The organism is Nonomuraea sp. NPDC049709 (assembly GCF_040674815.1).
Classification (GTDB): domain Bacteria; phylum Actinomycetota; class Actinomycetes; order Streptosporangiales; family Streptosporangiaceae; genus Nonomuraea.
On the sequence record NZ_JBFANM010000119.1, the window covers coordinates 17,683 to 27,961 of the forward strand.

Below are 10,279 nucleotides of genomic sequence, written 5' to 3' on the forward strand. Positions count from 1 at the left end.
CGGCTCAACGGGGAAGGTAGGCGTACCACCCGCCCCGCCGCACCCCCGGCAGCCGGCCCTTGTCCCAGCTCCGGAGGAACGGCGCCGGGTTCGACCGGCCCTTGTCCACGGCGACCACCCGCTTGCCCGCGCTCCCGGCGTCGACGAGCGCGGCCGGGACCTGTGGCTCCCGCGGCCAGCGCAGGATCGTGTGGGCCTCGCAGCCCATCCGGTAGGCGATCATCACCGCGTGCTCGCCGTACACGAGGCACGGCGGGCGCACGTCCATGGCCGTCAGCGCCCGGGCCACCTCGATGTCGGCCTGCCGCTTGGGGAGCCGGTTGGCGACGACCTTGTCGAGCGTGACGCCCTGCAGGGCGAACTGGGCGAGCAGGCCGGCGGCGACGAGGCCGGCGCCGGCCCGGCGCGTCCGTGCCAGGCCGGCGGCGGCGTGCGCGACCGGGAAGGCCAGCAGCGCGTACGCGGGCAGCAGGAAGCGCGGCGCCGCGTAGCCGACCAGGAAGAAGTACGGCACCGCCAGGGCCAGGCCGCAGGCGGCCGCCAGCGCGCACTCGGCCAGGCGGCCCCGGCGGCGCGCCACGTACAGGCCGAGCAGGACGAGGGCGGGGATCGCGAGCCACCAGAGCAGCCAGGGCGTCACGACGGGCCCGCAGTGCGCGGGCGGGCGGCAGAGCAGCGGCCCGTTGAGCGCGCGGGCGTGCTCGGGCACCGAGAAGTGCAGGCCGGTCTCGTTCGCCGCCCCGGCGGCCTGCCAGCGGGCGGCCAGGCCGCCGAACCGGACGAACGCCTCGACGATCCAGTCGGCCCAGCCCGCGACCAGGCCCGCCGCGAGCGCGACCCCGGCCCTGACCTGCCGCCACGCGGGCCTGGCCAGCGCGAGCGCGAGCGGCAGGACGAGCCAGATGCTGTCCGGCGGGCGCAGCAGGCCCACGGCGGCCACGCTCAACGCCAGCCCCACCGCCGGGCCGGGCCCGCTGCCCGGCCGCACGCAGCGCAGGAAGAAGCCGGCGGCGGCCACCGCGCCGAACGCCACCCACAGGTTCGGCATGGCCTCGTTCCCGTAGAACAGTGCCAGCCACGAGGAGGCGAACAGCAGGGCGGCGAGGGGCACCGTGGCGCCGGGGCGCACCCGCAGCCAGGTGCCGAACGACGCGTACAGACCCAGCGCGGACAGTACGCACAGGTAGACCCGCAGCGCCTCGGTGGACGAGGTGACCAGCATCAGCGGGGCGACCAGCAGGGTGATCCCCCTGGCCCGGGGCGCGATGAACTCGGTCGCCGGCCCGCGCGGATCGACCTGGCTGACGTAGACGACCTCGTCCCAGCCCAGGCCCATCCCGGGCGTGACCATGACGAGCTGGGCGATCCCGTAGCAGAGCGCGACCAGGAGCAGCGGCGCCCGCGACGTTCGAAGTGATGTGCCCAGTGATTTGCTCGGTCGTAGTGATGTGCTCAGTCCCACCGGCCTGTTCTTAGCGCCCGGCCCGCCGACGGCGGGGCCATATCGACAAGTGCTGCCGGAACCCATGCCCGGCCATGGAACGAACCGGTCTCAGCGGTTGTGGGCCAGGCTGTGCACGGGGTGCTCGCCCTCGGTCTGCAGCCGGTATTCGTGGCCCGACTTGGCGCGGTTGTCGTCGATCACCCGCTCGGAGGGTGCCTTGTCGCCGCCCATCAGCGCTTCCTGCATCTTCTCGAACCGCTCGTGGGCCTCCTGCACGTAGCCGGTGCCCAGGGTGGTGTAGTCGATCTGGGTGGCGATCAGCTCGCGGATGTAGCCCTTGTTCGGCTCGAAGGTGACCGGGGCGGGCAGTTCGGGTGCGCACACCTGCTCGGGGTCGCGGCCGTCGTGCTTCTTGAACAGCTCGGCGGCCAGCCGCAGGTGCTCCAGCTCCATGTTGAGGTGCAGCTCCCAGATGTTCTTCACCTTGGGATCCGACTCGGTCTCCATGAAGGAGTGGTACAGGTAGCACTCGTTGTACTCGTGGTTGAGCAGCATCTCCCACCAGCTCTCGCCCGGGTCGACGAGCGACTCGTAGTGGGTGACGTGCTCTTCCTCGATGAGGCCGATCTCCTGGTAGAGCTGGCGGGCGATGGGCTCCATGTAGGTGGGGCCGACGTTCATGTAGAAGTTCATGGTCTGCTGCTCGGCGGACATGATCGTCAGGGCGTGCAGACGGCTGATCGGCGCGGTGGAGCTCTTGTCGTAGGGCTCGCGCACGTTGTCCATCGGGTCGCGGTGATGCAGGTAGGTCGGGCGGCCCGGCATGACCTCGGTGAGCTGGTCGACGATCTTCTCGGCCTTGCGGTGCTCGATCATCTCGTACAGGTTGGCGTAGCGGTAGAGGTGGTCGAAGTCCTCCAGCACGCCGAACTGGTAGGCCTGCTTCAGGTAGGAGTCCGGCTCCATCCGGGCCACCCACGCGGTCAGGTCCACCGCCACCTGCTCATAGGCGATGGTGGTCTCCAGCACCGAGGCCAGGCCGGGCAGCAGCCAGTTGACCACCTTCTGCTGCTGGGCCTCGATGTAGCGCACCCGGGCCAGCTGCTGCTTGACCTCCAGGTCCGGGCAGTGCCGGGCGAGCTGGTGGCTGAACAGGATCGCCTCCACCTCGATTCCGTTCATCGTGATGATCCGGCACCGCGTGTACGGATCGGCATGATCGGGATCGATCGGCGTGACGTTCAGCTCACGCCAGTTCCGCAGCTGCCTGTCCAGCGGGATACCCCGCTCGCGCAGTGGATTGAAGGTCATTGCGTCCGCTCCTTCACGGTCGAGAACATGCGGTGTGCCCGCCTACCGGAGGCTTCCCGGACCAACCTCTGCGCGCTCTCGCCAGGGGCTCAGCGTTCGGTAAGGATCCCGTCCGCCTCGTGCCCGCCGGCCGCGACCTGCGGCATGAGTGACCGGCCGGTAGATGGGGCATGCATTTCCGGACCGCATCGTGCGACCGGAGGGAGATCCACATGGACCAGCGGGTGACCGGCAGCCGGGACGTCCGCACCGAAGCGCACGGCCACGTCCGCTGCACGCCGCCTGCCGCCGCCGAGCTCTACGAGATCGCCGTCCTGGACACCACGGGCGGCGAGGGTCAGGCGCGCTGGCACACGATCGGCTGGGGCGTGGACAGGGGAGAGGCCGACAGCATCGCGGAGTCCTACGTGACCCGCGCGCTGTGCCCGTACGACGAGGCCCAGATCAGGCAGAACGGCGCGCTCGTCGGGGTGCACCGCCGACCGGCGTGACCGGGGTCACTACCCGGACTCCGAGGGGCTGACGCGGTCGAGGTCCTCGATCGCCGCGATGGCCTGCTCCACATGGTCGTACACCGTCACCGCGCGCAGCGCGCCGGTGATCTCCAGCAACCTGGCCGGCATCGACTGCAGCGCGGCAAGGTGCAGGCCGACACCGTGCGCGTTGGCGAGGGCCGCGGCGGCGAGCAGGACGGCCAGACCCGAGCTGTCCAGGAAGGACAGCCGGCTCATGTCCACGATGACATGCTCGTCCAGCCGCCGCCGCTGCTCGTCGATATAGTCTTCCAGCCGCGCGGAACTGGTGGTGTCCACCTGACCAGCGATGGTGATCACGGTGGCCCCGGACAGGTGGCGACAGGTGAGTTTCACAGGCACTCCTGGCGATGGGCTGCCGATGGGGGTCGAAACGGATACCGCGGCGACGCCTGCCGTTGGGGTTACTCTAGTCCCGAAGGTAGATACCGGAAAGACAGTTCGTCATAAGATCTTCGTGTAATAAGTTTCGTCCGTCCCGCTGGGGCCAGGACCAGGGCCGAAGAGGCGAGGCCGTGAGCGCTACCGATGATCGACAGTCCAGTTGGACATTTCTCACCCACCATGCGCGGGTGCTCGTGGAGATAGCCCGGGATCCGGACATCCGGCTGCGCGACATCGCCACCGGCATCGGCATCACCGAGCGCGCCGTCCAGGGCATCGTCCGCGACCTCTACGAGGACGGTTACCTCAACCGTGACCGGATCGGGCGGCGCAACCGCTACAGCATCAACCTCGACCAGCACTTCCGCTACCCGACCGAGGCCGGCCTGCCGATCCGGCTGCTGATCGACATGTTCACCCGGCACGACCTGCCCTCCAAGCAGGACGCCTGATCAGTCGCGGCCCGGCGCCCGATCCTCCATGACGCCGTAGGCCGTCGCCCGGAAGAGGAACGAGGCCCAGGATCGGTAGGGCCGCCACGCCTCGGCCAGCCTCCGGTAGGAGGAGGGCGAGGCGTCCTCCGGCAGCCCGTACGCCTCGCGCAGGATCCCGAACAGCCGCGGCTCGTCCCCCGGGAACGCGTCCGGCGCGCCCGCGCCCCTGATCAGGATCAAACCCGCCGAGAACGGCCCCACGCCGGGCAGGGCGCGCAGCTCCGCCAGGGCCTCCTCGGGGGCGAGCGAGCGCAGGTGCTCGGTGGTGAGCACGCCGTCGAGCGCCGCGCGGGCCAGCCCGCGCACCCACTCCTCCTTCTGCGCGGGCAGCCCGAGGCCGCCCGCGTCCAGCAGCGAGACGGGCGGCGGGAAGGCCGGGTACGCCTGCCCGTCCAGCTCGACCTGCGCGCCGTACCGCTCCGCGATGCGCTGCTTGATCCGGGAGGCGATCAGCATCGACGAGCGCTGCACGATCACCGCCCAGCACGCCGCCTCCCACGGGCTCCAGAAGCACACCGGGCGCAGGCCGGGGCGCAGCCGCTGCAGGTCGCCCAGCACCGGGTCGGCCTCGCCCAGCTTGGCGAAGCCGGCGCCGTCCACGTCAAGGGAGAGGATCCGTGCCACCTCGCCCCGGATGCCCGGCCCCGCGGCCCGCGTCGTGGCCACCTCGACCCCGCCCGGCGCGGCCGTCACGCGCACGCCGATCGGCCGCCAGTCGGACTCCGCGCAGTAGGCGAAGCGCAGCGCCCGGCCGTCGGACGGCAGCGCGCTGGTGGCCGGCCAGTCCTCGACGAAGCGCAGCGAATCGGCGAAGTCGAACGGGCCCTGGGCGGTGAGCGTGAATCCGTGCGTGGTCATGCGCGTATGGTAGGCGGCCCGGCAGGGCGGCTCCCCGGCCGGGCGATCGCCTGGACCAGCGCCTCGACGGCGGCGGGGTAGGCGTGGGCGAGCGGTGCGGCGTACCCGACGACCAGGGAGGGCGGGTGGCGGTCCCGGTCGCCGCGCACGTAGTCGCCGAGCGGGCTCGCCTCGACCGAGGCGGCGCGCAACGCGGCCACGGCCTCCGCCTCGCTCAGGCCGGGCGGCAGCTCCAGGAGCGCGTGCAGGCCCGCCTCGATGCCGCGCAGGCGGGCCCGGGGCAGGCGGGCGCGCACGGCCCCGGCGAGCAGGTCCCGGCGGCGCCGGTAGCCGCGGCGTGCCGTGCGCAGGTGGCGGTCGTAGTCGCCGGTGTCCAGCATCCTGGCCAGGGCGAGCTGGTCCAGCGGGCTGAACTGCCTGGCCCGGCGCTTGGCCTCCACCAGCGGTTCGAGCAGCGGTGGCGGGCAGACGACCCAGCCGACCCGGACGGCGGGGCCGAGGGTCTTGCTGGTCGAGCCGGCGTACACGATCCGGGACGGGCGGCGGGACTGGAGCGCGGCGATGGGGTGCCGGTCGTAGCGGTACTCCCCGTCGTAGTCGTCCTCCACGATCCAGCCGAGGTGCTCGTCCGCCCAGGCCAGCAGGGCCGAGCGGCGCTCGGCCGACATGCTCGTGCCCAGCGGGAACTGGTGTGCGGGCGTGCACACGGCCACCTGGGCGCCCGCGGCCTCCAGCGCGTCCACGCGCGGGCCCGCTGCGTCCACCGGGACGTCGGCGACCTTCACGTGGTGGCCGAGCAGCCGGACGTGGTCGCCGATGGCGGGGTCCTCCATCCCCGCCGTCCGCACGCCCAGCCCGGCGAACGCCTCGGCGAGCAGGCCGAGGGCCTGGGTGTAGCCCGAGCAGACGACCACGTGGGCCGGGTCGGCCCGGACGCCTCTCACCCGCCCGAGGTAGGCCGCCAGCGTGGTGCGCAGCTCGATGCGGCCCCGGGGGTCCCCGTCGCCGAACGCGTCGGAGGGGGCCTCGCGCAGCGCGTGCCGCATCGCGCGGGCCCACGCGTCGAGCGGGAACGACTGCGCGTCCCGCCGTCCCGGGCGCAGGTCGTGGCGGGGCGCCGCCGGTGGGAGCGCCGCCGCCCGCGGGCCGGCCGGCTCCGCGCCCCGCTCGGCCACCCGGGTGCCCGACCCCTGCACCGAGGTGAGCCACCCCTCGGCGACGAGCTGCTCGTACGCCTGCGTCACCGTCCCCCGGGACAGCCCGAGCTGGCCGGCGAGGTCCCGGCTCGACGGCAGCCGCGTCCCCGCGACCAGCCGGCCCGCGCGGATCGCCGCGCGCAGCGCCTCCTCCAGCGCCCGGCGGCGGGCACCCCAGCCCGGCAGGTCGAGCGGCAGCTCAAGGCCCGGCGAGCGGGTGCGCGGCATGGAAGTGGTCCAATTCAACGGCCGGTTACTGGCCCATAGTAATGGGATGATTCGCCCATAACGTGGCTGCGTGAACGTTGATCTCCGGACGCGGGGACCCGTCACCGGCGTCGCGCTGCGCGCGATCGGCGCGGCGGTCCGGCTCGGCGACCGCCGGCCTCTTCCGGAATGAACAGGAGAAATCACATGCGTGTCTTCGTCGCGGGCGCCACGGGCGCCATCGGCCGCTACCTCGTCCCGGCGCTCGTGGCGGCCGGTCACGAGGTCACCGGCAGCACCCGTACGGAGTCCGGGCTCGCCCTGCTGCGCGCCCAGGGGGCCGACGGTGTGCGCCTCGACGTCTTCGACGCCGGAGCCGTCAAGCAGGCGGTCGCCGCCGCCGCGCCCGACGCGATCATCCATCAGCTCACCGCCCTGAGCGGCGGCAGCCCGGCCGACAACGGGCGCATCCGCCGGGTCGGCACCCGCAACCTGGTGGACGCCGCCCTCCAGGCCGCCGTCCCGCGCATCGTGGCCCAGTCCATCGCCTGGGCGTACGAGCCCGGCGACGGCCCCGCCACCGAGTCCACCCCTCTGGACGAGGGGGCGCCCGAGCCGCGGGCCACCACGATCGCCGGGGTCACCGCACTCGAACGGGCCGTCGCGGACCTCGACCGGCACGTGATCCTGCGGTACGGCCTCTTCTACGGCCCCGGCACCTGGTACCGGCCCGACGGTCCGGCGGCCGACGTGCTGCGCGGGCGCACGGACGATCCGGCGTCGGTGTTCCTCAGCGGCCTGGTCGCGAACGACGCGGTGTCGTCGTTCGTGCACGTCCAGGACGCGGCCCGGGCCACCGTCGCCGCGCTCGACTGGCCGGCCGGGCCGGTCAACGTCGTGGACGACGAGCCCGCGCCCGCCCGTGAGTGGCTGCCCGTGCTGGCCGCCGCCGCGGGCGTGCCGGCGCCCGCCCCCGCCTCCGGGCGCCTGGGCTGGCAGCGCGGCGCCGGCAACGCCCTGGCCCGCTCGCGCGGCTGGGCGCCGCTGCACCCCACGTGGCGGACCGGGTTCGGCTCGGGCGGCTGATCTCAGAGAGCCGGATCCAGGTACGCGGGCCACCTTGCCCAGGGCCATCGGCGCACCCAGCCGGCGCAGGCCCCGGCACGCGTTTCCGGCCGCGCGGTGCTCAGGGCTAGCCGGCGGGCAGGCGGGTGCGCAGGGCCTCGGTGAACCAGCCGAGCGCCGGGGTCAGGCTCTCCGGGGGCGGCCAGCCGTTGATCACGGCCAGCAGGCGCACGTACCGCTCCCTGCGGGGGTCGTCGGCCGCCTCCAGCCGGGCGAGCAGGCGGCGGAGCATGCCGGGGTCGTCCGGGTCCAGGCCGTGGTCGTGGGCGTAGCGGGTGGTGAGCGACGTGACGTACGGGCCGGCCTCGGGAGCGGCCGGGTCGAGGCCGGCGGCCAGCGCCGGGGCGGCGAGGCCGCGGGCCAGCGCGGCGGGGTCGGGCCGCACCACCGGACCGGATCGCCGGTCGGTGGCACGCCGGTCGGCGGCCTGGAGTTCGGCCATGCGGCGGAACCGGGCGCGGAAGTCCGGGTCGCGGGACAACTCGGCCAGCTCGACCCACGCCTCCACCTGCTCCGGCTCGGGGTCGTCCGGCAGTTCGGGGGTCATCGACTGCGTGATCGCCGCGAAGGCGGGGTCGGCGTCCAGGTCGCCGAACGCGGCGGTGAGGAAGTCGCCGATCAGGCGGTGGCGCTCGTCCTCCGACAGCTTGGCCAGCTTGTGCATCAGTTCCGTCTCCTCAGGGGTGGAGCCGCGCCTGGCCACCGCCCTCAGCACCGCGCGCCGCAGGCGCAGCGCGCGGATCTGCGCCTCCAGGGCCTCGGCGTGCGCCGCGGCGACCTCGGGCAGGGAGATCTCCCGGTTCACGACCTCGCGGATCGTGGGCAGGTCCAGGCCGAGGTCGCGCAGCGTGCGCACCAGGTCGAGGCGGGCGACGGCGGCGACGTCGTACAGGCGGTAGCCGGCGGGGCTGCGTCCGGTGGGCGGCACGATCCCCTGATCGGAGTAGAACCGGATGGTCTTGACCGTCAGCCCGGTGCGCCGGGCCAGGTCACCGATCGAGTAGAGCGTGTCCCCGTCCATGCCCTCACTCTGGCGTCTCCCCTCACTGGAGACTCAAGAGGCCTGGTAGAACAGGCGCGGGTCGCCGGCCAGGGACGCCTTGACGGTGGCGCTCCACTCGTCCACGACGACCTCGTACGCGTCCGACTCGACCCCGTCGAGCGCGGCGCGGGCCACGTCCGCGGGATCGAGCAGGTCGCCCTCGTAGCCGGCCATCATGTCGGTGGCGGCGGCTCCCAGGTGCACGCCGGTCACCAGGGTGCCCTGCTCGCGGAGCTCCAGGCGGATGCCGTTGGTGAGGCTCCACGCGGCGGCCTTCGCGGCGCTGTAGGCGTTGGCCCCGTCGTAGGAGAACCACGACAGCGCCGACAGCACGTTGAGGATCGCGCCGCCGCCGTTCGCGCCCAGGACGGGGGCGAACGCGCGGGCCATGTTCAGCGTGCCGTAGTAGTGGGTGTCCATCTCGAGGCGGATCTTGTCCAGGTCTCCGCCGATCAGGTTCGTGTAGGTGGAGATGCCGGCGTTGTTGATCAGGAGCGTGACGTCGTGGGCGGCCGCGGCCACCGCCGCCACTGATGCGGGGTCGGTGATGTCCAGCTTCAGCGGCTCCACGCCGGGGAGGTCCACGAGCGAGGGGTTGCGCGCCGTCGCGTACACCTTCTTCGCGCCCCGCTCCAGCAACTGCTGGGCGAAGCGGCGGCCGATGCCGCGGTTGGCGCCGGTCACGAGCGCGACGGAACCAGAGATCATCATGGCTGCCTCCTGGCAGGTCACAGGTTCAGGTGGGTCGTGGCTACGCTAAAACCTGACATTGACGTCAGAGGCAAGTGTTGTGAGGGGAATCACTCATGCGCATCGGTGAGCTGGCCGCGCGGACCGGGGTGAGCGTGCGGGCGCTGCGTTACTACGAGGAGCAGCGCCTGCTCAGCCCCGAGCGCAGCCCCGGCGGGCAGCGGACCTATCCGGAGAGTGCGGTGGACCAGGTCCTGATGATCCAGCACCTCTTCACGGCGGGCCTGCCGAGCCGGTCGATCGAGCCGTTGATGCCGTACGTGAGGTCCCGCGAGGTGGCGCCCGAGCTGGTCGAACGGCTGACGGCCGAGCGCGAGCGCATCGACGGGCGGATCGGCGACCTGGTGCGGACCCGCGACAAGCTCGACTCCATCATCGCCGTGGTCGCCGCGGCCGCCCACGAGGGCAGGCCCTGCCCGCGTCCCGAGGGGGACCTGGTGGCACATCATCCGAGGTAGGAGGGGTAGGGGCGGGAGGTAGTCCTAAGAAGGGGGAGACGGTCATGAGCCGCATCGCAGAGTGGCTGAGGAAAGCCGAGAACCTCGCCAGAGGGCACTCCAAGCAGGCCGACCAGGTGCTGGACCGCGCTGAGCAGATCGTGAAGGAGCGCACCGGGCACAAGTACGACGACAAGATCACCAAGGGCGTGGACGCCGTGCAGCGCCGCTACGGCGGCGGCGGGCAGCCCGGCCAGCAGCCCGGCCAGCAGCCCGGTCAGCAACCTGGTCAGCAGGCCGGCCAGCAGCCGCCTGCCCAGGCCCGTCCTGAGACGCAGGGGGAGCGCGAGCGGCGCACGCCGCCGCAGGGCTGAGCCGATGGCGCGCGGGAGTGGGGGGGGGGGCGCCCCCCCCCCCCAACCCCCCGGCCCGCCGCGGCCCGCCGGTCCGAGGCCGGGGGGACCGCGACAAAAAAGGGAGAGGCGCGGGGATGGAAAG

The 10,279-nt window shown here is 73.0% G+C and carries 12 protein-coding genes; 5 read left to right on the top strand and 7 right to left on the bottom strand.

The features are described 5' to 3' along the window. Nucleotides 1–4 precede the first annotated feature (4 nt). Both AB0J69_RS56850 and AB0J69_RS56855 read right to left on the bottom strand, forming a co-directional pair. The gene (locus AB0J69_RS56850; protein WP_364136759.1) at nucleotides 5–1,462 is read right to left on the bottom strand and encodes a hypothetical protein; all 1,458 of its coding nucleotides are present in this window, start codon (nucleotides 1,460–1,462) and stop codon (nucleotides 5–7) included. A gap of 90 nt (nucleotides 1,463–1,552) precedes the next feature. Continuing rightward, complete coding sequence (locus AB0J69_RS56855; protein ID WP_364136761.1) at nucleotides 1,553–2,755, bottom strand: hypothetical protein; 1,203 nt, start codon at nucleotides 2,753–2,755, stop codon at nucleotides 1,553–1,555. A gap of 212 nt (nucleotides 2,756–2,967) precedes the next feature. Between AB0J69_RS56855 and AB0J69_RS56860 the strand changes: the two genes are divergently transcribed. Then, nucleotides 2,968–3,246, top strand: a complete 279-nt coding sequence (locus AB0J69_RS56860) for a hypothetical protein (protein WP_364136763.1) — start codon at nucleotides 2,968–2,970, stop codon at nucleotides 3,244–3,246. A 9-nt stretch (nucleotides 3,247–3,255) separates the two neighbouring features. Here the strand turns inward: AB0J69_RS56860 and AB0J69_RS56865 are convergent, their stop codons facing one another. Then, nucleotides 3,256–3,624 (bottom strand): STAS domain-containing protein, encoded by a 369-nt coding sequence (locus AB0J69_RS56865; RefSeq protein ID WP_364136765.1) that lies wholly within the window; start codon nucleotides 3,622–3,624, stop codon nucleotides 3,256–3,258. A 236-nt stretch (nucleotides 3,625–3,860) separates the two neighbouring features. Here AB0J69_RS56865 and AB0J69_RS56870 point away from each other — a divergent pair, with 236 nt between their 5' ends. Beyond that, nucleotides 3,861–4,124 (top strand): MarR family transcriptional regulator, encoded by a 264-nt coding sequence (locus AB0J69_RS56870; protein WP_364136767.1) that lies wholly within the window; start codon nucleotides 3,861–3,863, stop codon nucleotides 4,122–4,124. Here the strand turns inward: AB0J69_RS56870 and AB0J69_RS56875 are convergent, their stop codons facing one another. Beyond that, on the bottom strand, nucleotides 4,125–5,024 hold the full coding sequence (locus AB0J69_RS56875) for a hypothetical protein (RefSeq protein WP_364136769.1): 900 nt from the start codon (nucleotides 5,022–5,024) through the stop codon (nucleotides 4,125–4,127). Then, complete coding sequence (locus tag AB0J69_RS56880; protein ID WP_364136771.1) at nucleotides 5,021–6,448, bottom strand: PLP-dependent aminotransferase family protein; 1,428 nt, start codon at nucleotides 6,446–6,448, stop codon at nucleotides 5,021–5,023. Before AB0J69_RS56880 ends, AB0J69_RS56875 begins: the two co-directional genes overlap by 4 nt. A 186-nt stretch (nucleotides 6,449–6,634) precedes the next feature. Between AB0J69_RS56880 and AB0J69_RS56885 the strand changes: the two genes are divergently transcribed. After that, nucleotides 6,635–7,513 carry an NAD(P)-dependent oxidoreductase gene (locus tag AB0J69_RS56885; RefSeq protein WP_364136773.1) on the top strand — a complete coding sequence of 293 codons (879 nt, stop codon included), beginning with the start codon at nucleotides 6,635–6,637 and terminating at the stop codon, nucleotides 7,511–7,513. A gap of 106 nt (nucleotides 7,514–7,619) precedes the next feature. On the opposite strand, the gene AB0J69_RS56890 is transcribed toward AB0J69_RS56885, so the two are convergent. Beyond that, nucleotides 7,620–8,573 carry a MerR family transcriptional regulator gene (locus tag AB0J69_RS56890; RefSeq protein WP_364136775.1) on the bottom strand — a complete coding sequence of 318 codons (954 nt, stop codon included), beginning with the start codon at nucleotides 8,571–8,573 and terminating at the stop codon, nucleotides 7,620–7,622. A gap of 33 nt (nucleotides 8,574–8,606) precedes the next feature. Further along, nucleotides 8,607–9,305 carry an SDR family oxidoreductase gene (locus tag AB0J69_RS56895; protein WP_364136777.1) on the bottom strand — a complete coding sequence of 233 codons (699 nt, stop codon included), beginning with the start codon at nucleotides 9,303–9,305 and terminating at the stop codon, nucleotides 8,607–8,609. Between the two features lie 95 nt (nucleotides 9,306–9,400). Between AB0J69_RS56895 and AB0J69_RS56900 the strand changes: the two genes are divergently transcribed. Continuing rightward, complete coding sequence (locus tag AB0J69_RS56900) at nucleotides 9,401–9,802, top strand: MerR family transcriptional regulator (protein WP_364136778.1); 402 nt, start codon at nucleotides 9,401–9,403, stop codon at nucleotides 9,800–9,802. 44 nt (nucleotides 9,803–9,846) lie between these two features. Further along, nucleotides 9,847–10,155 (top strand): antitoxin, encoded by a 309-nt coding sequence (locus AB0J69_RS56905; protein WP_364136780.1) that lies wholly within the window; start codon nucleotides 9,847–9,849, stop codon nucleotides 10,153–10,155. Nucleotides 10,156–10,279 lie beyond the last annotated feature (124 nt).

Bases quoted from the DNA above. Each gene is read 5' to 3' on its own strand.
- AB0J69_RS56855 (WP_364136761.1), bottom strand. From the start codon at position 2,755: ATGACCTTCAATCCACTGCGCGAGCGGGGTATCCCGCTGGACAGGCAG.
- AB0J69_RS56860 (WP_364136763.1), top strand. From the start codon at position 2,968: ATGGACCAGCGGGTGACCGGCAGCCGGGACGTCCGCACCGAAGCGCAC.
- AB0J69_RS56875 (WP_364136769.1), bottom strand. From the start codon at position 5,024: ATGACCACGCACGGATTCACGCTCACCGCCCAGGGCCCGTTCGACTTC.
- AB0J69_RS56880 (WP_364136771.1), bottom strand. From the start codon at position 6,448: ATGCCGCGCACCCGCTCGCCGGGCCTTGAGCTGCCGCTCGACCTGCCG.
- AB0J69_RS56885 (WP_364136773.1), top strand. From the start codon at position 6,635: ATGCGTGTCTTCGTCGCGGGCGCCACGGGCGCCATCGGCCGCTACCTC.
- AB0J69_RS56890 (WP_364136775.1), bottom strand. From the start codon at position 8,573: ATGGACGGGGACACGCTCTACTCGATCGGTGACCTGGCCCGGCGCACC.
- AB0J69_RS56895 (WP_364136777.1), bottom strand. From the start codon at position 9,305: ATGATGATCTCTGGTTCCGTCGCGCTCGTGACCGGCGCCAACCGCGGC.
- AB0J69_RS56900 (WP_364136778.1), top strand. From the start codon at position 9,401: ATGCGCATCGGTGAGCTGGCCGCGCGGACCGGGGTGAGCGTGCGGGCG.
- AB0J69_RS56905 (WP_364136780.1), top strand. From the start codon at position 9,847: ATGAGCCGCATCGCAGAGTGGCTGAGGAAAGCCGAGAACCTCGCCAGA.